The sequence below is a fragment of the Streptomyces sp. NPDC088124 genome, assembly GCF_040685895.1.
In the GTDB taxonomy this organism is placed as follows: Bacteria; Actinomycetota; Actinomycetes; order Streptomycetales; family Streptomycetaceae; genus Streptomyces.
The window spans coordinates 62738-82595 of the sequence record NZ_JBFBJB010000028.1; the positions used below are offsets into that span (position 1 = coordinate 62738).

At 71.6% G+C, this 19858-nt stretch carries 14 protein-coding genes; 8 read left to right on the forward strand and 6 right to left on the reverse strand.

The window, feature by feature from the left end; translation table 11 throughout:
• Positions 1–68 precede the first annotated feature (68 nt).
• On the reverse strand, positions 69–560 hold the full coding sequence (locus AB0P17_RS23495; protein ID WP_365813838.1) for a ribose-5-phosphate isomerase: 492 nt from the start codon (positions 558–560) through the stop codon (positions 69–71).
• A 234-nt stretch (positions 561–794) separates the two neighbouring features.
• Here AB0P17_RS23495 and AB0P17_RS23500 point away from each other — a divergent pair, with 234 nt between their 5' ends.
• Both AB0P17_RS23500 and AB0P17_RS23505 read left to right on the forward strand, forming a co-directional pair.
• Complete coding sequence (locus AB0P17_RS23500; RefSeq protein WP_365813839.1) at positions 795–2213, forward strand: amino acid permease; 1419 nt, start codon at positions 795–797, stop codon at positions 2211–2213.
• 80 nt (positions 2214–2293) lie between these two features.
• On the forward strand, positions 2294–2446 hold the full coding sequence (locus AB0P17_RS23505) for a hypothetical protein (protein WP_365813840.1): 153 nt from the start codon (positions 2294–2296) through the stop codon (positions 2444–2446).
• A gap of 18 nt (positions 2447–2464) precedes the next feature.
• Here the strand turns inward: AB0P17_RS23505 and AB0P17_RS23510 are convergent, their stop codons facing one another.
• Positions 2465–3049, reverse strand: a complete 585-nt coding sequence (locus tag AB0P17_RS23510) for a biotin transporter BioY (protein WP_365813841.1) — start codon at positions 3047–3049, stop codon at positions 2465–2467.
• A 269-nt stretch (positions 3050–3318) separates the two neighbouring features.
• Here AB0P17_RS23510 and AB0P17_RS23515 point away from each other — a divergent pair, with 269 nt between their 5' ends.
• Positions 3319–3960: a superoxide dismutase gene (locus tag AB0P17_RS23515; RefSeq protein WP_365813842.1), complete on the forward strand. Its 642-nt coding sequence runs from the start codon at positions 3319–3321 to the stop codon at positions 3958–3960.
• Positions 3961–4111: 151 nt separating this feature from the next.
• Here the strand turns inward: AB0P17_RS23515 and AB0P17_RS23520 are convergent, their stop codons facing one another.
• The gene (locus tag AB0P17_RS23520; RefSeq protein WP_365813843.1) at positions 4112–4750 is read right to left on the reverse strand and encodes a DsbA family protein; all 639 of its coding nucleotides are present in this window, start codon (positions 4748–4750) and stop codon (positions 4112–4114) included.
• A gap of 167 nt (positions 4751–4917) precedes the next feature.
• On the opposite strand from AB0P17_RS23520, the gene pepN (AB0P17_RS23525) reads away from it, so the two are divergent.
• Complete coding sequence (gene pepN / locus AB0P17_RS23525; RefSeq protein ID WP_365813844.1) at positions 4918–7539, forward strand: aminopeptidase N; 2622 nt, start codon at positions 4918–4920, stop codon at positions 7537–7539.
• 139 nt (positions 7540–7678) lie between these two features.
• Positions 7679–8908, forward strand: a complete 1230-nt coding sequence (locus AB0P17_RS23530) for a hypothetical protein (protein ID WP_365813845.1) — start codon at positions 7679–7681, stop codon at positions 8906–8908.
• A 37-nt stretch (positions 8909–8945) separates the two neighbouring features.
• Here the strand turns inward: AB0P17_RS23530 and AB0P17_RS23535 are convergent, their stop codons facing one another.
• Entirely contained in the window at positions 8946–10046 is a 1101-nt protein-coding gene (locus AB0P17_RS23535) for a serine hydrolase domain-containing protein (protein WP_365813881.1), read from the reverse strand.
• A 173-nt stretch (positions 10047–10219) separates the two neighbouring features.
• Positions 10220–10711 (reverse strand): NUDIX hydrolase, encoded by a 492-nt coding sequence (locus tag AB0P17_RS23540; protein WP_365813846.1) that lies wholly within the window; start codon positions 10709–10711, stop codon positions 10220–10222.
• Between the two features lie 257 nt (positions 10712–10968).
• Between AB0P17_RS23540 and AB0P17_RS23545 the strand changes: the two genes are divergently transcribed.
• Positions 10969–14316 (forward strand): S8 family serine peptidase, encoded by a 3348-nt coding sequence (locus tag AB0P17_RS23545; protein ID WP_365813847.1) that lies wholly within the window; start codon positions 10969–10971, stop codon positions 14314–14316.
• Positions 14317–14509: 193 nt separating this feature from the next.
• Entirely contained in the window at positions 14510–15538 is a 1029-nt protein-coding gene (locus tag AB0P17_RS23550) for an aspartate-semialdehyde dehydrogenase (RefSeq protein WP_365813848.1), read from the forward strand.
• A gap of 112 nt (positions 15539–15650) precedes the next feature.
• On the opposite strand, the gene AB0P17_RS23555 is transcribed toward AB0P17_RS23550, so the two are convergent.
• Complete coding sequence (locus AB0P17_RS23555; protein ID WP_365813849.1) at positions 15651–16841, reverse strand: MFS transporter; 1191 nt, start codon at positions 16839–16841, stop codon at positions 15651–15653.
• 179 nt (positions 16842–17020) lie between these two features.
• On the opposite strand from AB0P17_RS23555, the gene pepN (AB0P17_RS23560) reads away from it, so the two are divergent.
• Positions 17021–19594 (forward strand): aminopeptidase N, encoded by a 2574-nt coding sequence (gene pepN, locus AB0P17_RS23560; protein ID WP_365813850.1) that lies wholly within the window; start codon positions 17021–17023, stop codon positions 19592–19594.
• The last annotated feature ends 264 nt before the right edge of the window (positions 19595–19858 follow it).

The following is a 19858-nucleotide window of genomic DNA, read 5'->3' on the forward strand; positions in this document are numbered from 1 at the left end:
CTCCTCGGCTTCCTCTGTGGCGCGGCATGACTGTGCCGCCGGGGGCGGTCCCGGCGGCACGGGTGGGGCTACTTCTCCGGCTGCGGGTGGTGGGCCGGGACCGGGGGCAGTTCGCGGGTCGTCTCGTACGCGGTGAGCATGTCGATCCGGCGTGTGTGGCGCGCCTCGCCGGAGTACGGGGTGGCGAGGAAGGTCTCGACGAACTTGGTCGCCTCGTCCTGGGTGTGCATCCGGCCGCCCACGGAGATGACGTTGGCGTTGTTGTGCTCGCGGCCGAGCGCGGCCGTCTGCTCGCTCCAGGCGAGGACGGCCCGGACGCCCTTGACCTTGTTCGCGGCGATCTGCTCGCCGTTGCCCGAGCCGCCGATCACGATGCCGAGGCTGTCCGGGTCCGCGGCCGTGCGCTCCGCGGCGCGCAGGCAGAACGGCGGGTAGTCGTCCTGGGCGTCATAGATGTGGGGGCCGCAGTCCACCGGGTCGTGGCCCTGGGCGGTGAGCCACTCCACGAGGTGGTTCTTGAGTTCGAAGCCTGCATGGTCGGAACCGAGGTACACGCGCATGGTGCGAAGTGTGGCACGCGCGGCGGGGCCCGCGCATGGCTGGGGCAGGGATGGGTAGCGGTGCTCCAGATCAACGCTCCATTACGGAGCGCCGGGCCCGGGTAAAGATACGGAATTGCCACTTCCGTCAACAGCGAGGCAAACGCTTGAATGCGGGAGCTCGTCATTCGGGTTACCAGCAGACGTAAGGATTCTCGCATGACCTCCCTGCCGTCCCCCACGAAGGAAGGCGGAATGCCCAGCGAGCCTGGGAATCCGAACTCCTCCGACGGCCTGCACGCCGGTCTCAAGAACCGGCACCTGTCCATGATCGCGATCGGCGGTGTGATCGGCGCCGGCCTGTTCGTCGGTTCCGCCTCCGGCATCGCGGCCGCCGGACCGGCCATTCTGCTCTCGTACGCCCTGGTCGGCGCGATGGTCGTGCTCGTCATGCGCATGCTGGGCGAGATGGCCGCCGCGCGGCCCAGCTCGGGCTCCTTCTCCGCCTACGCGGATCAGGCGCTGGGCCGCTGGGCGGGCTTCTCGATCGGCTGGCTGTACTGGTTCTTCTGGGTGGTGGTGCTGGCGGTCGAGGCGACGGCGGGCGCACAGATCCTGGAGGGCTGGATTCCCGCCGTTCCGCAGTGGGCGTGGGCGCTGATCGTGATGCTCGTGCTGACCGGGACCAATCTGGCGTCGGTCTCGTCGTTCGGCGAATTCGAATTCTGGTTCGCCGGGATCAAGGTCGTGGCGATCACCGGATTTGTCGTCGTCGGGCTGCTTGCGGTCTTCGGGCTGCTGCCGGGCTCGGACAACCCGGGTGCCGGATTCGGGCATCTCACGGACGCGGGCGGGTTCTTCCCCCAGGGGCCCGGCGCGATCCTGACCGGGGTGCTGATGGTCGTGTTCTCCTTCATGGGCAGCGAGATCGTCACGCTGGCCGCCGGCGAGTCCTCGAACCCGCAGCGCGCCGTCGCCAAGGCGACCAACAGCGTGATCTGGCGGATCGCCGTCTTCTACCTGGGCTCCATCTTCGTGGTGCTGACGCTGCTGCCCTGGAACGACAAGTCGATCACCAAGGACGGCTCGTACGTCGCGGCCCTGAACTCGATCGGGATCCCGCACGCGGGGCAGGTCATGAACGTCATCGTGCTCACGGCGGTGCTGTCCTGTCTCAACTCCGGCCTGTACACGGCGTCCCGGATGGCGTTCTCGCTCGGCCGGCGCGGGGACGCGCCCGCGTCGTTCGCGCGGACGAGCGGGCGCGGCGTGCCGCAGGCGGCGATCCTGTCGTCGGTGGCCTTCGGCTTCGTCGCCGTCTTCTTCAACTACCAGTGGCCCGACACGGTCTTCGCGTTCCTGCTGAACTCGTCGGGCGCGGTGGCCCTCTTCGTCTGGCTGGTGATCTGCTTCACACAGCTGCGGATGCGCGCGATCATCCTGCGCGAGTCGCCGGAGAAGCTGGTCGTACGGATGTGGCTCTTCCCGTATCTGACCTGGGCGACGATCGCGATGATCTCGTTCGTGCTGGTCTACATGCTCACCGACGAGGCGGCGCGGGAACAGGTGCTGCTGTCGCTGCTGGTGGCGGCCCTCGTGGTGGCGGTCGCGCTGGTGCGCGAGGCGCGGCAGCGGCGGTCGGACAGCGAGGCCACCGTGGCGGCCGGTGAATAGCTGACGGCTTCTGTCAGGTATGGCGTCGAGGCTCTCCGCATCGCATCTGTCGCACCCGAGCGAAGCGGAGAGCCTCACCCATGTCCGAAACCCCTCGCGCCGCCGCTGTCCTGCGCCCCGGCGATCCCGGTTACGACGCCGAACCCGCCGCTCTCCCGACCGGTTTCCCGGTCCGTCGCGAGCTGCTGGCCGGCGCCGTCCCGTACCCGCTGGGTGGCGGTCCTGGCTGCTGAGGCATCCCCTGCGGTCCGTCAGCCCTTGTTGCCGAGGAGCTTCCAGGCGGCGGGCAGCGCGCCCATGGCCAGCGCCGCCTTGAGCGCGTCGCCGAGCAGGAAGGGCACCAGGCCCGCGGAGAGCGCGGCGGCCGGTGACATCCCGGCGGAGAGCGCGAGGTAGGGGACGCCGACCGCGTAGATCACGGCGGAGCCCAGCACCATCGTCCCGGCGGTGCGGAGTACGGAGCGGTCGCCGCCGCGGCGGGCCAGGGCGCCCACCACCGTGGCGGCGAGCAGCATGCCGAGGACATAACCGAAGGAGGCGCCGCCGGGGCCCGAGGAGCCCGCCGAGAACCAGGGGACCCCGGCCATGCCGACCAGGGTGTAGACGGCGAGGGAGAGGAAACCGCGGCGGGCGCCGAGCGCGGTGCCGACGAGCAGCGCGGCGAAGGTCTGGCCGGTCACCGGGACCGGGGAGCCGGGGACGGGCACGGCTATCTGGGCCGCGAGGCCGGTCAGGGCGGCGCCGCCGAGGACCAGGGCGATGTCCCGGGTGCGGCTGGCGGGGAGGAGGTCGGCGAGAACCGCTCCGGTACGGGGGGCTGCGGCAGCAGTGCTCATGGGGACTCCGCGGATCGGGCGTGGGCGTGGCGGGGCGCCGTGGTGGGCGCCGGGGACAGCCCGACCGTAACCCACGCGTGCCCGGCGTTTCACCGTCAGCCGTCCACAAAGCGGAGGTCAGCGCGTTGTCGGAGGTGTCACACCCGCGCACCCGTTGCGCCGGGGGCGTTCCGTGCGCCGGCGGCGATGTCACGCGCCTCCTTCACCCCCTCTTGCTGCTAGCGTGCAGTTGCATAAGATGTGCAATAAGAGAGCCGGAGGGGCCCGCCATGGCCGTGTACACACTTCCCGAGCTGCCGTACGACTACGCGGCGCTCGAACCGGTCATCGATCCGCAGATCGTCGAGCTGCACCACGACAAGCACCACGCGGCCTACGTCAAAGGCGCCAACGACACCCTCGAACAGCTGGAGGAGGCGCGCGACAAGGAGTCGTGGGGAGCGATCAACGGGCTGGAGAAGAACCTCGCGTTCCATCTCTCCGGCCACATCCTCCACTCCATCTACTGGCACAACATGGCGGGCGACGGAGGCGGTGAACCGCTCGCCGCGGACGGCGTCGGCGAGCTGGCGGACGCCCTCACCGCGTCCTTCGGTTCCTTCGCGGGCTTCAAGGCGCAGCTCACCAAGGCCGCCGCCACCACCCAGGGCTCGGGCTGGGGCGTGCTGGCGTACGAGCCGGTCGGCGCGCGGCTGATCGTGGAGCAGGTCTACGACCACCAGGGCAACGTCGGCCAGGGCTCCGTGCCGATCCTGGTCTTCGACGCCTGGGAGCACGCCTTCTACCTCCAGTACAAGAACCAGAAGGTGGACTTCATCGAGGCCATGTGGAACGTCGTGAACTGGCAGGACGTGGCGAAGCGTTACGCGTCCGCCAAGGAGCGCGCCCACAGCCTCCTGCTCGCGCCGTGACGGTCTAGGGACCTGACGGTCCAGGCACCCATGGACGTCCTGCTCGTGATCGTCTTCTCACCCTTCACGCGCGGACGGAAGGACGAAGGGCCCCCGGCGAGGACATGACTCGCGGGGGCCCTTCGGTGATCGCGGACGGGCGGTGAAGCGGCTACTCGAAGCTGGGGGCCGCCGTGCGGGTGCGCTTGATCTCGTAGAAGCCCGGGATCGACGCGACCATCAGCGTGCCGTCCCAGAGCTTCGCGGCCTCCTCGCCCTTGGGCGCCGGCGTGACCACCGGGCCGAAGAAGGCGATCTGCTCGCCGTCCGCGCCGGGGACCGCGATGACCGGGGTGCCGACCTCCTGGCCGACCTTGTCGATGCCCTCCTTGTGGGAGGCGCGCAGCTCGGTGTCGTACGCGTCGGACTCGGCGTACTCGATCAGCTCGGCGGGCAGCCCCACGTCCGCCAGGGCCCCGGCGATGGACTCGCGGTTCGTCCCCTCGCCCCGGTTGTGGATGCGCGTGCCGAGCGCGGTGTACAGCTTTCCGACCACCTCGTCGCCGTGGAGCTGCTGCGCGGCGACGACCACGCGGACCGCCCACCAGGACTTGCCGCCGGGGAGCATGTTCTCCCGGTACTCCTCGGGGAGCTGGTCGAGCTTGTCCTCGTTGAGCACCCCCAGGCTCATCACGTGCCAGCGGACCTCGATGTCACGCACCTTCTCCACTTCGAGGACCCAGCGGGAGGTCATCCAGGCCCAGGGGCACAGGGGGTCGAACCAGAAGTCGACAGGAGTCTTCGCGGACATTTCTCTCCTCATATGGCGGGTGGACGCACCTCGAAGTCGTCAACGCGTGGCCCGGCCGAGGTCATTCCCCGCTCCCCGCGCCGCCCCGTTGTCGGCGGCCCGTGCGAGGATCGTTGCTGTTTCGGAGAGCGAGACCCGCGACGAAGCACGCAACAGAGGAGAGACCCGTGCCCGGTGAGAACCTGTCCCGCGACGAGGCCCGCGAGCGGGCCGACCTGCTGTCCGTAGACGGGTACGAGGTGGCCCTCGACCTGCGTTCGGCGGTCGGCGAGGCGGACGGGGACGGGCCACGGACCTTCCGCTCCGTGACCACGATCCGCTTCCGCTGCGCCGAGCCGGGCGCGGCGACCTTCGCCGACCTGATCGCGCCGAGCGTGACGGCGGTGACGCTCAACGGCCTCGACCTGGATCCGGCGGCCGTCTTCGACGGTTCGCGGATCACACTGGAGGACCTGCTCGCGGAGAACGAGCTGACGGTGGACGCGCGGTGCGCGTACAGCCGTACGGGTGAGGGCATGCACCGCTTCGTCGACCCGGAGGACGGCGAGGTCTATCTGTACACGCAGTACGAGCCCGCCGACGCCCGTCGGGTTTTCGCCAACTTCGAGCAGCCGGACCTGAAGGCGCCGTACCGCTTCGAGGTGACCGCGCCCGAGGGGTGGACGGTACGGAGCAACGGGGAGGGGACGCTCACCGACGGTAGGTGGCGGTTCGCGGAGACGAAGCCGATCTCGACGTACATCACGGCCGTCCTGGCGGGTCCGTACCACGAGGTGACCGACTCCTACCGGCGTACGTTCGCGGACGGCACGGTGCTGGAGATCCCGCTGGCCGCGCTCTGCCGCAAGGGGCTGGCCCGGTACTTCGACGCGGAGGACGTCTTCCTCGTCACCAAGCAGGGGCTGGACTTCTTCCACGACCACTTCGACTACCCGTACCCCTTCGGGAAGTACGACCAGGCGTTCGTGCCCGAGTACAACCTCGGCGCGATGGAGAACCCGGGGCTGGTGACCTTCCGCGAGGAGTACATCTTCCGCGGCCAGGTCACCTCGGCGTCGTACGAGCGCCGGGCCAATGTGATCCTGCACGAGATGGCGCACATGTGGTTCGGCGATCTCGTCACGATGACGTGGTGGGACGACCTGTGGCTGAAGGAGTCCTTCGCCGACTTCATGGGCTCCTTCTCGATGGTGGAGGCGACCCGCTTCACCGACGGCTGGATCACCTTCGCCAACAACCGCAAGTCCTGGGCGTACCGCGCCGACCAGCTGCCCTCCACGCACCCGGTCACGGCGGACATCCGCGACCTGGAGGACGCGAAGCTGAACTTCGACGGGATCACGTACGCCAAGGGCGCGTCCGTGCTGAAGCAGCTCGTCGCGTACGTCGGACGGGACGCGTTCCTGGAGGGCGCCCGGCGCTACTTCAAGCGGCACGCGTACGGCAACACCCAGCTGGGCGATCTGCTCGCCGTCCTGGAGGAGACGTCCGGGCGGGAGCTGGCGGGCTGGTCGCGGGCCTGGCTGGAGACGGCCGGCGTCAACTCACTGACGCCGCAGCTCACCTGTGACGCCGAGGGCCGGATCACGGAGCTGGCCGTCGTGCAGGACGCGGCCCCCTCCCGAGCGCGGGTACCAGGGCACGCGACGCCACGGGGGAACTCGGAGCAGACCCTGAGGCCGCACCGGGTGGCGGTCGGGCTCTACCGGCGGACGGCCGACGGCGACCTGGCGCGGTACGCGCGCGCCGAGGCCGATGTGGACGGGGCGCGTACGGTCGTCAAGGAGCTGGCGGGGGCCGAGCGGCCCGAGCTGGTCCTCGTCAACGACGACGACCTGACGTACTGCAAGATCCGCTTCGACGCCGGGTCGCTGGAGACCCTCCGCGACCACCTCGGCGATCTCACGGACCCGCTGGCCCGCGCCCTGTGCTGGTCGGCGCTGTGGAACCTCACCCGGGACGCGCTCATGCCGGCCCGGGACTTCATCGGGCTGGTGTTCCGGCACGCGGGCCGCGAGTCCGACATCGGCGTGCTCCAGATGCTGCACGCGTGGGCGCGGTCGGCGCTCACCCATTACGCGGCGCCCGCCTGGCGCGAGGAGGGCGCGCTGCTGCTGGCGCAGGGCGCGCTGAGCGAGCTGCGGACGGCGGAGCCGGGCAGCCAGCACCAGCTCACGTGGGCGCGCTTCTTCGCGGCGGTCGCCGAGTCGGAGTCGGACCTCCAGCTCCTGCGGGGCCTGCTGGCGGGCACGGCGAAGATCGACGGGCTCAGTGTCGACCAGGAGCTGCGCTGGGCCTTCCTGGAGCCGCTGGCGGCGCACGGGCAGGCCGACGAGTCGGTCATCGACGCCGAACTGGCGCGGGACGACACGGCGTCGGGCAAGCGCCACCAGGTGCGCTGTCTGGCGGCGCGCCCGTCCGCGGCGGTCAAGGCGCAGGCGTGGGCGCAGGTCGTCGAGTCGGACTCGCTGTCGAACGCGCTGGTGGAGGCGACGATCGCGGGCTTCGCCCGGCCCGGTCAGCGCGAGCTGCTGGCGCCGTACGCGGAGAAGTACTTCGCGGCGATCGAGCGGGTGTGGACGGAGCGTTCGATCCAGATCGGCATGTACGTGGTGCGGGGGCTCTTCCCGGCGCTCCAGGACGACCGTACGACGCTGGAGGCGACGGAGTCCTGGCTCGCGGCGCACCGGAACGCGGCCCCGGCGCTGCGCCGGCTGGTCCTGGAGGCGGCGGACGACATGGCGCGGTCCCTGCGCGGCCAGGAGTGCGACGCGGCGGCCGCGGGCTGACGGACAACGCGGCGGGCGGAAAGACGGTCTGTCTGATCGGCAGTCGAACACCCTTACTTTAGTACGAGGTTGTCCGGATTTGCCGACAGATTCGTCACGGCGGTTAGTCCCCCCGCCTCGCGGGGGGAGACACCCGGACATGAACAACAACACCCCGGTCTCCCCCCGCCCCTTCCCTCTCAGCCCCCTCCCCCGGCTCTCCGCCGATGTGCGCTCCCGGGTCCTCTCGTCGGCGCAGCTCAGGGAGTACGGCGTACCGGCCGGGCGGGCGGCCGCGCGGTGCCGGGCCGGTGGTCCCTGGCAGCAACTGCTGCCGGGGGTCTTCCTGTTGCACGCGGGGCCGCCGACCGCGGAGGAGCGGCTGCACGCGGTGCTGCTGTACGCGGGCCGGCCGACCGCGGCGGCCGCCGGGGAGGTGCCCGTACAGCCGGGGCCTTCCGCCGCGCAGGACACGGCTCCGGCCACGGCCCCGTACAGCACGGTGATGATCACGGGGCTCGCGGCGCTGGCGCTCTACGGGTTCGCGTCCGCTCCGCCGCTGCTCGCGCTGGAGCGGATCGACGTGCTCGTGCCGCGCACCCGGCGGCTGCGCTCCACCGGGTACGCCCGGCTGATCCGGGCCCATGTGCTGCCGCTGCCCGAGCTGATCGGCGGACGGCCGGTGGCTCCCGTGGCGCGCGCGGTGGCCGACGCGGTCGCGCATCTCTCGGACGCGCCCTCCGTGGTGGAGGTACTCGCGGAGGCGGTACGGAGCGGGCGCTGCGACCCGGCGACGGTCGTACGGGAGCTGAGCCAGTCCGGACTGCTCTCCCGGCAGCATGTGGTGGACGCCGTGGACACGCTCCTCACGGAGGGGCGGGCGCTGGCCGAGGGGCGGCTGTACGAACTGGTGCGGTCGTACGGGCTGCCGGAGCCGGTGTGGAACGTCGATCTGCGGCTGCCCGGCGGCCCCCACCTCGGCGGGGTGGACGCCTACTGGCCGGAGCGGGCGGTCGCGATCGAGCTGGACACGCGGGCGCCGCGGCCGGGCGGCCGTCCGGGCCCCGGGCGGGAGTTCCCGGGGCCGGACCTCCCGGTGTCCGGTCTCGCGGTGTCCGACCTCGCGGTGTCCGACCTCGCGGTGTCCGGTCTCGCCGGACCTGACCTGCCGGGATCCGATCACCCGGGGCCCGATCTCTCGGACGACGAGCAGTGGTCGGCGACCGTACGCAAGCGCGAGCACCTGGAACTGCTGGGCATCACCGTCGTCCATCTCACGCCGAAGAAGCTCCGTGAGTCGCTGGAGCAGCAGGCGACCGTGGTCCGTACCGCGCTGATGGCGGCGGACGACCGGGATCCGGCGGCGCGGGTGGTGGTCCTGCCGCGGTGAGCCCCGCGCCGGGGAGGGCCTGCCCCCCGGCGGGCCCTCAGCCGCAGAACTCGGCGTCGTTGACCTTCTGGATGTCCCCCGCCCAGTCGCCGTTGAAGTTGAGGGCGAGCGCGTGCCGGCCGTCCTCGGTCGTGACCGCGCTGGACTGCGAGCCGTGGATCTCTCCGTCGTGGCCCCAGACCTCCTTGCCACAGGAGAGCTCCAGCCGCATCAGGCCGAGCCCGTAGCCCGGTCCGGAGGTGTTCGGCTTCCCGTCCGTCACCGACACGGTCTCCCTCATCTCGGCGAGCTGGCGCGCGGGCAGCAGTTCGCCCCTGAGCAGTGCGGTGACGAAGGTGTTCAGATCGGCCGTGTTCGAGATCATCTCGCCGGCCGCGCCCGCGACCGAGGGGTTGAGCCCGGTGACGTCCTCGACCTTCGGCACCGGGCCGGCGGCGAGGACGGCGTAGGCGCGGCCCGAGGGCATGGGCAGCCGGACGGCGGTGTCCGGCAGGCTGGTGGCGCGCAGCCCGAGCGGGCGCAGGATACGGCGCTCGACCTCGTCGGCGTACGGGTGTCCCGTCACCTTCTCCACGATCATCCCGGCGAGGACGTAGTTGGTGTTGGAGTACTTCCAGCCGGTGCCGGGGGCGAAGTACGGCCGGTGTGCCAGGGCGAGGTCGGCCAACTGGCGTGGCGTCCAGGTCTCGTAACGGTGCACCAGGAACTTCTCGGTGAAGATCCTGTCGCGGAACTCCGGGTCGGCGGTGTAGTTGAAGAGCCCGCTGGTGTGGTTGAGGAGTTGGCGGACGGTGACGGCGCGTCCGTCGTTGCCGTTGCCGCGCACCACGCCGGGGAGCAGCGATTCCACGGTGTCGTCGAGATCGATCCGGCCCTCCGCCTCCAGTTGGAGGACGACGGTGGCGACGAACGTCTTGGTGAGGGAGCCGACGCGGAAGCGGTCCGGCGCCCGGCGTTCGCGGCCGGTGGTCAGATCGGCGGTGCCCGCGACGCCGTACCAGGCGCCACGCCGGTCTCCGACCTGCGCCACCACCCCGGGGACGCCCTCCTCGACGAGGTCGTCGAGGGCGCGCTGGGTGGCACGGTGCCCGGGGCCGCCGGGGCCCGTTCCGCCGGTCCCGGGGGGTGGCGCGGCCACGGCGGTGCCCGCCTGCGCGGTGCCCGCGAGGACCGCGGCCACCAGTGTCACGGCGGAGGCGATACGGACCGTGCGTAATCTCACGTGAACTCCTCGTGTCTGCGAGCGCGGTCGGCGATCAGGACCCGGTCGGTGTCCGACCGGTTGCCGGCCCATTCGAGGTTGACCTGGTTTCAGCCGTTTTCCGCCGAGCCCGGTTCGGCGAGGGTGTACTCCGAACCGGTGGCCCGGCCGAGGGCCGGCCGTTCGCGCCAGAGGCGTACGCCGACGTCGACGAGTTCGACCCGGTCGAGGGCGTCGAGGGCGTCCAGCGCGTGCCAGGCGGCCAGATCGGTGGACCCCCGCTCCTCGGGGCGGAGTTCGCCTCCGGTGATCCGGCCCTCGTAGACGATGCGCAGCCCCTGGAAGTCGGCGAAGGCGCCCAGCTTGCGCGGGTAGCGGCGGCGGATCGAGTCCACGCCCAGGAGCGCCGTCATCTCGCTGAGGTGGCCGGTCTCCTCCTCGACCTCGCGGACGGCCGTGTCGACGGGGTCCTCGCCGTGGTCCATGCCACCGCCCGGGAGGGTCCACCGTTTGGTGCCGTCCTTCGCCACCCAGCGCGCGAGGAGGATCTGTCCGTCATGGACGCACACGGCGTACGCGGCCACTCGTAGCTCCTGGTTCATTCCGTGAGCCTAGTACCCCTCCCCCAGCGGGCCTTGCCGGTCGCGGCACCCGGGGCGCGACCGGCCGGGCACGCGGCGCCGGTCGCCCTGGTACCGATCGCCCGTTTGTTCCACCCTTTGGCGCAAGTGACGCGGTGGCGGATCTCCGCCATGACTCAAACGCGCCCCTGGCAGCTCTCCACAAAACCCCGACTTATACGAAAAGCTGACTGGTCATCCGGTACCGAAATCCGGACTGCCTCTTTCACCGAACAAGGATGCTGATGACCTCCGAATCCGACAGCTCCATATCCGGGCCGAGACGCGTGGCCCGGGTCGCGGCGGCAGCCGGCCTGGTGGCCGCGCTGATGGCCGCCGGCGCGGTACCCGCGTTCTCCGCGACGGGCGCCGACGACCCGGCAGCCCCCGCGCCCGTGAAGTCGTCCGCCGGCTCCGACAAGCTGGGCGCGGCCGACGCCGATCTGCTCGCCAAGGCGAAGGCCGAGGGTGAGAAGAACGTCACCGTGATGATCGCCACGGCCCCCGGCGCCACCGAGCAGGTCGTCGGCCAACTGGACGCCGTCGACGGCGTCGTGGTCGGCAAGACGTACGACAAGCTCGGCTACGTCCGCGCGACGCTGCCCACCGGCAAGGCCGACGCGGCGATCAAGGCGGCGCAGAAGCTCTCGTCGGTCCACGGCATCGATCTCCAGCAGGAGATCGAGCTGGACGACCCGCGGCCCGCGGCGGACACCGCGCCGGGCTCCACGGCCAAGGGCTCCGCGAAGAGCCCGGCCGTGCGGAAGTACCCGGCGCCGGACCGGAGGACGCCCGCGAAGAACCCGTACAACCCGTCCTTCGAGACCGGCGCGGTCGACTTCGTCAAGAAGCACCCCAAGGCCGACGGGCGCGGCGTCACGATCGGCATCCTCGACACCGGCATCGACCTGGGCCACCCGGCGCTCCAGAAGACCACCACCGGTGAGCGCAAGGTCGTCGACTGGGTGACCGCCACGGACCCGGTCGCCGACGGCGACCGCACCTGGCTGCGGATGGACGGCGCGGTCACCGGCCCGTCGTTCACGGCGGCCGGCCGTACGTGGAAGGCCCCGGCCGGCGCGTACAAGTTCACCACCTTCGCCGAACGGGCCACCCTCGGCGGCGACATGGCCGGTGACCTCAACCGCGACGGCGACACCACCGACGAGTGGGGCGTGCTGTACGACCCGGCGACCGGCACCGTACGCGTCGACCTGGACAACGACGGCGACTTCACGAACAACGCCGCGATGAAGCCGTACAAGGACGGCTTCCAGATCGGCTACTTCGGCACGGACAACCCGGCCACCCCGGTGGTCGAGCGCATCCCGTTCACCGTCGAGATCCGCGAGGACGTCGTCTACAACGCCGACGGCGCGACCTCCGACTACGTCAACATCGGCGTCATCGAGGGCTCGCACGGCAGCCATGTCGCGGGCATCACCGCGGCCAACGGGCTCTTCGGCGGCACGATGAACGGCGCGGCGCCCGGCGCCAAGCTGGTCTCCTCGCGCGCCTGCACCTGGAGCGGCGGCTGCACCAGCGTCGCGCTCACCGAGGGCATGATCGACCTCGTCGTCAACCGCGGCGTGGACATCGTCAACATGTCGATCGGCGGTCTGCCGCCGCTCAACGACGGCAACAACGCCCGTGCCGAGCTGTACAACCGGCTGATCGACACCTACGGCGTCCAGCTCGTCATCTCGGCGGGCAACGACGGCCCCGGCACCAACACCATCAGCGACCCGGCCCTGGCCGACAAGGTCATCTCCGTCGCCGCGTCGATCTCCAAGGAGACCTGGGCCGCCAACTACGGCTCCGGCGTGTCGAAGAAGTACGCGCTGCTCCCCTTCTCCTCCCGGGGCCCGCGCGAGGACGGCGGCTTCACGCCGACCCTCACCGCGCCCGGCGCGGCCATCAACTCCACCCAGACCTGGGCGCCCGGCGGCCCGGTCGCCGAGGCGGGGTACGCGCTGCCGCCCGGCTACTCGATGCTCCAGGGCACCTCGATGGCCTCCCCGCAGGCCGCGGGCGCGAGCGCGCTGCTGATCTCCGCCGCGAAGCAGAAGAAGATCGAGCTCTCCCCGGCGAAGCTGCGCACGGCGCTCACCAGCACCGCGTCGAAGATCTCCGGTCTCCAGGCGCACGAGCAGGGCGCCGGCCTCATCGATGTCGTGGACGCGTGGAAGTCGATCGAGCGCGCCTCCGGCACGCACGCGGTCGCCGCGCACGAGTACGCCGTGAAGGCACCGGTCGACACCGCGCTCGACCAGTTCCTGAAGGCCCCGGGCTTCGGCACCGGTGTGTACGACCGCGAGGGCGGACTGAAGGCCGGCCAGAGCCGTACGTACGACGTCACCATCACCCGGACCACGGGCGGGCAGGGCGCGCTGGAGCACCGGCTGAAGTGGAAGTACGACGACGGTACGTTCCGGCTGCTCGGCAGTGACCGGGTCAAGCTGCCGCTGAACCAGCCGGTGACCGTCAAGGTCCGGGCCAGGCCCGGTTCCGCCGGGGTGCACAGCGCGATCCTGGAGGTCGACGACCGGCGTACGGAGGGTGTGGACAAGCAGATCCTCGCCACCGTGGTCGTCGCGAAGGAGCTGACGGGCGCGTCGAAGCCCGCGTACACCGTCACGGCGAAGGGCTCGGTGCAGCGCAACAGCTCGACGTCGTACTTCGTCACCGTGCCGGAGGGCGCCAGGACGCTGGAGGTGGCGCTCGGCGGGCTCGCCAAGGACAGCCAGACCCGCTTCATCTCGCTGCACCCGTACGGCGTGGCGATGGAGAACAGCTCGACGGTCAACTGCTACCCGAACTACCCGAACCCCAACAACACCTGCCGCCCCGACGTGCGCTCGTACGCGGACCCGGCGCCCGGTGTCTGGGAGATCGAGGTGGAGTCGCGCCGTACGTCGCCGCTGCTGGACAACCCGTACACCCTGGACGTGACGCTGATGGGCGCCTCCTTCGACCCGGCGGTCACCTCGATCCCCGAGGCGAAGATCGGCACCGCGACGCCGGTCACCTGGAAGGTCACCAACGGCTTCGCGGCGATCGACGGGGCGCTCGGCGGCGGCTCGCTGGGCTCGGCGAAGGTCACCCGCCCGACGATCTCGGACGGTGACCGGCAGACGACGACCGTCACCCTCGGCGCGGGCGTCGAGCGGCTCGACGTGGCCATCGGCGGCACCTCGGACAACGGCGCCGACCTGGACCTCCTGGTCTACCGGGACGGCGTGCAGCTCGGCGCGTCGACCTCGGCGGGCTCGGAGGAGGCCGTCAGCCTGGCCGACCCGGCCGCCGGCACGTACACGATCGTGGTGGACGCCTACTCGGTCCCGGCCGGGTCCACGGCGTACGACTACCGCGACGTGTACTACTCGGCGTCCCTGGGCTCGGTCACGGCCGACGCCTCCAAGCCCGTGAAGCTCCCCACCGGCGCGTCGGCGGAGGTCTCGGCGAACGTCCTGGTGAGCAGCGCGGCCCCGGCGGGCCGGCAGTTCTTCGGCGAGGTCAAGCTGCTGAACGCGCGCGGTACGGCCGCGGGCACCGGCAGCGTGATCATCGAGAGCGTCACACCGTGACCTCTGCGTGACAGCCGGTAAGGGGCGGGCGTCCGGACGGGCGCCCGCCCTTCGCGTCGCCGACGGCCCTCCCTTCGCGCCGTCCCCGGCCCGCCCGTCCCGCTCCTCGGACAATGGATTGGACAAACCGACCGGGGACATACGCATCATGAGAGAACGCGTTCCCGGGACAGTCGCGAGTGAAGGAGCCCCAGTGAAGGTCGGAATCGTCGGAGCCACCGGTCAGGTCGGCACGGTCATGCGCAGCATCCTGGCCGAACGGAACTTCCCGGTCACCGAGCTGCGGCTGTTCGCGTCCGCCCGCTCCGCGGGCTCCACCATCGAGTGGGGAGGCACCCCGATCACCGTCGAGGACGCCGCCACGGCCGACTACGCGGGGCTCGACATCGTGCTCTTCTCGGCCGGCGGCGCCACCTCGAAGGCGCTCGCCGAGAAGGTCGCCGGCCAGGGCGCCGTCGTGATCGACAACTCCTCCGCCTGGCGCCGTGACCCCGAGGTCCCGCTCGTCGTCTCCGAGGTCAACCCGCACGCGATCGCGGACCGCCCCAAGGGCATCATCGCCAACCCGAACTGCACCACGATGGCCGCCATGCCCGTGCTGCGCCCGCTGCACGCCGAGGCCGGGCTGACCGCGCTGGTCGCCACGACGTACCAGGCCGTGTCCGGCTCGGGGCTCGCCGGCGTCGCCGAACTGCACGGCCAGGCGCAGAAGGTCGTCGCCGACGCGGACAAGCTGACGCACGACGGCGGGGCCGTGGACTTCCCGGAGCCCGCCGTCTACCAGCGCCCCATCGCCTTCAACGTGGTGCCGCTCGCCGGCGGCATCGTGGACGACGGCTCCTTCGAGACCGACGAGGAGCAGAAGCTCCGCAACGAGTCCCGCAAGATCCTGGAGATCCCCGAGCTGAAGGTCTCCGGCACCTGCGTGCGCGTGCCGGTCTTCTCCGGCCACTCCCTCCAGGTCAACGCCCGCTTCGCCCGTCCGCTGAGCGTGGCTCGCGCGTACGAGCTGCTGAAGGACGCGCCCGGCGTGGAGCTGTCCGAGATCCCGACGCCGCTCCAGGCCGCGGGCAAGGACGTGTCGTACGTCGGCCGCATCCGTACCGACGAGACGGCGGAGAACGGGCTGGCGCTCTTCCTCTCCGGCGACAACCTGCGCAAGGGCGCGGCGCTGAACGCGGTGCAGATCGCGGAGCTGGTGGCGGCCGAGCTGTCGGCGTGATGGCGTAGGCCCTGTCCGGCACGGCGCCCGGCCGCGGGGCGGCCCGCGGCGGACGCGGTGGCCTGCCGAGACTCTTACGGCGGCGGGGCGGGTGCCTCCGTGCCGCCCGGTCTCAGTGACCGGTGGTACGGGGCACCCGCCCCGCCGCCATTCCCACCCCCAGGACGACGGCGAGCGCGGCCAGCGCGCCGCCGAGCCCGAAGGCCCCGGCGACCTCGTGGCGGTCCACGGCCCGGCCGCCGAGGAGCGCGCCGAGGGCGATGGCCGCGTTGAACACCCCGGTGAAGAGCGCGGAGCCCGCCTCCCGGTGCTCCGGGACCACCGTCATCAGCCAGCTCTGGGCGCTGACCGGCACCCCGCCGTACGCCACGCCCCACACCAGCAGCAGCGCCACGGCGCCGGCCGGCGAACCGCCCGCCGGGACGGTCAGCAGGACCGTCGTGGCCAGCAGCGCCGCGAGGCCGAGCAGCGCCCGGCGCGGGGCGCGGGCGGCGGCCACGCCGGCCAGGAAGGTCCCCGCGAGGGCGGCGGCCCCGTACCCCAGCAGCAGCCCGCCGACCGGCCCCGGGCCGATCCCGGCCACCCGCTCCAGCGCCGGACGCACATAGGTGTACGCGGCGAAGTGCCCGGTGACCAGCAGCCCGGCCGTCACCAGGACGGCCCGTACCCCCGGCGTACGGAACAGCCGCGCGACCTCCCCGAGCCGAACCGCCTCCCGCGCGGGCAGCGGCGGCAGCACGGCGAGCAGCGCGGCCGCCACGACGGCCAGCACCGCCATCGCGCCGAACGCCCAGCGCCATCCGGCGAGACCCCCCATCAGCGTCCCGGCCGGCACCCCGAGCACGGACGCCACCGCGGTCCCGCTGAAGATCACGGCGGTGGCCCGCCCCACCCCGGCCCCGCCGACCAGGCGCGCGGCGAGCCCGGCGGCGATCGCCCAGACGCCCCCGACGCAGACCCCGACCAGGCCGCGCGCCAGCAGCAGCCAGCCGAAGGCGGGCGCGAGCGCGGAGAGCACATTGGCCGCGGCGAGCAGGAGCAGCAGCGCCCGGAGCACGGTCCGCCGGTCGGCGCGGCGCGCGGCGACCGGCAGCAGGGGCGCGGCGAGCGCCGCGACGAGCCCGGGCAGGGTGACGGCGAGTCCGGCCGTACCGTCGGAGGCCCCCAGCCCCCGCCCGAGGGGGGTGAGCAGTCCGACGGGCAGCATCTCCGTCGTGACGACACAGAAGGTGGCGGCGGCGACGGCGAGGACGGACGGGGGTAACGCGCTCTTCTCCGGGGGCGGTCCTGGTGCCTGATCCATCCGATGCATAGGACAAGCGTTCGCCTGCCGGCGCCCCGGATCAACACCCGCGCGCCCCCGGCCCACCGTCGGGCTCCCCCGGCCCGCCGCCGGAGCCCGGGCAGCCATATGCCACCGCATCTCCCGTACCGGCCGTGGAAGGATGACGCCAAACGTCACATACAGAGGAGATGAACCGGGTGCCTGGCACAAATCTGACCCGCGAAGAGGCACAGCAGCGCGCACGCCTCCTCAGCGTTGACTCGTACGGGATCGACCTCGATCTCAGCGGCGCGCAGGAGGGCGGCACCTTCCGGTCCGTGACCACCGTGCGGTTCCGCAGCGCCGAGGCCGGGGCGGAGACCTTCATCGATCTGGTGGCGCCCGCCGTGCACGAGGTCGTGCTGAACGGCACCGCGCTGGACACCGCCGCCGTCTTCGCCGACTCGCGGATCGCGCTCAAGGAACTGCACGAGGGGCCCAACGAGCTGACGGTCGTCGCGGAGTGCGCGTACACCAACACGGGCGAGGGGCTGCACCGCTTCGTCGACCCGGTGGACGAGCAGGCGTACCTCTACACGCAGTTCGAGGTCCCGGACGCGCGGCGCGTCTTCGCGTCCTTCGAGCAGCCGGACCTGAAGGCCACCTTCCAGTTCACCGTGAAGGCGCCCGAGGGCTGGACCGTCATCTCCAACTCGCCGACGCCGGAGCCCCGGGACCACACCTGGGTCTTCGAGCCGACGCCGCGCATCTCGTCGTACATCACCGCGCTGATCGCCGGCCCGTACCACTCGGTGCACAGCTCGTACGAGAAGGACGGGCAGTCCGTGCCGCTGGGCATCTACTGCCGGCCGTCGCTCGCCGAGTACCTGGACGCGGACGCGATCTTCGACGTCACGCGCCAGGGCTTCGACTGGTTCCAGGAGAAGTTCGACTACGCGTACCCCTTCGCCAAGTACGACCAGCTCTTCGTCCCGGAGTTCAACGCGGGCGCCATGGAGAACGCGGGCGCGGTGACCATCCGCGACCAGTACGTCTTCCGCTCGAAGGTGACGGACGCGGCGTACGAGACGCGGGCCGAGACGATCCTGCACGAACTGGCGCACATGTGGTTCGGCGATCTGGTCACCATGGAGTGGTGGAACGACCTGTGGCTGAACGAGTCGTTCGCCACGTACACGTCGATCGCCTGCCAGGCGTACGCGCCGGGCTCGCGGTGGCCGCATTCCTGGACGACGTTCGCCAACTCCATGAAGACCTGGGCGTACCGGCAGGACCAGCTGCCCTCCACGCACCCGATCATGGCGGAGATCCGCGACCTGGACGATGTGCTGGTCAACTTCGACGGCATCACGTACGCCAAGGGCGCCTCCGTGCTGAAGCAGCTCGTCGCGTACGTCGGACAGGACGAGTTCTTCAAGGGCGTGCAGGCGTACTTCAAGGCGCACGCCTTCGGCAACACGCGCCTGTCGGACCTGCTGGGCGCGCTGGAGGAGACCTCCGGGCGCGATCTGAAGACCTGGTCGAAGGCGTGGCTGGAGACGGCCGGCATCAACATCCTGCGCCCGGAGATCGAGCTGGACGAGGCGGGGAACGTCACGTCGCTGGTGGTACGGCAGGAGGCCCCGGCGCTCCCGGCCGGCGCCAAGGGCGAGCCGACACTCCGTCCGCACCGGATCGCGGTGGGCTGCTACGACCTGGACGAGGACGGCAAGCTCGTCCGTACGAGCCGGATCGAGCTGGACGTCGACGGTGAGCGTACGGAGGTGCCGTTCCCGGCGGACACCCCGCGCCCGGCCGTGATCCTGCTCAACGACGACGACCTGTCGTACGCGAAGGTCCGGCTCGACGAGGAGTCGCTGCGCGTGGTCACCGCGCACCTCGGGGACTTCACGCAGTCGCTGCCGCGCGCGCTGTGCTGGGCGTCGGCGTGGGACATGACGCGCGACGGCGAGCTGGCGACCCGCGACTACCTGGCGCTGGTGCTGTCCGGCATCGCGAAGGAGTCGGACATCGGTGTCGTCCAGTCGCTGCACCGCCAGGTGAAGCTGGCCCTCGACCTGTACGCGGCGCCCGCGTGGCGCGAGGCGGGGCTGGCGCAGTGGACGGAGGCGACGCTGGCCCACCTCAGGGCGGCGGAGCCGGGCAGCGACCACCAGCTCGCGTGGGCACGGGCCTTCGCGGCGACCGCCCGCACGCCGCACCAGCTCGACCTGTTGCAGGGGCTGCTGGACGGCACGGAGTCGGTCGAGGGTCTGGCGGTCGACACGGAGCTGCGCTGGGCGTTCGTCCAGCGGCTGGCGGCGGTCGGGCTGCACGACGAGGAGGAGATCGCGGCGGAGTACGAGCGCGACCGCACGGCGGCGGGCGAACGCCACGCGGCCGCCGCCCGCTCGGCCCGGCCGCTGGCCGAGGCCAAGGCGGAGGCCTGGGCGTCGGTCGTGGAGAGCGACAAGCTGCCCAACTCCCTCCAGGAGGCGGTGATCGGCGGCTTCGTCCAGACCGACCAGCGCGAGCTGCTGGCGCCGTACGCGGAGAAGTACTTCGCGGCGGTCGCGGGCGTCTGGGACGCGCGCTCGCACGAGATGGCGCAGCAGGTCGCGATCGGCCTCTACCCGGCGATCCAGGTCTCGCAGGCGACCCTGGACGCGACGGACGCCTGGCTCGCCTCGGCGGGCCCGAACGCGGCCCTGCGCCGGCTGATCTCGGAGTCCCGCTCGGGCGTGGAACGCGCCCTGCGGGCCCAGGCGGCGGACGAGGCGGCGGGCGCGTAACCGGCTGACGCCGGGGGCTCGTGGCCGTGAGCCGAGCCCGGCGAGCCCGGCGTGCCTGATGTGTCCGGTGGTCACCTGCGGGTGGCCACCGGGCATGGTGCCCATAGGTACCTCGCGCGTTGCCCGGCGGGGCGCGGGCGGTGCCCGGCAGGGCTCTGAGCTGGGGTTGTTGCGAATCCGAGGCGTTTTCATGGAACCGATTCGCTGAGACAGAACCCGGACATCGGCGGGATCATTTCAGGATCGAGCCGACCCTAATGTCGT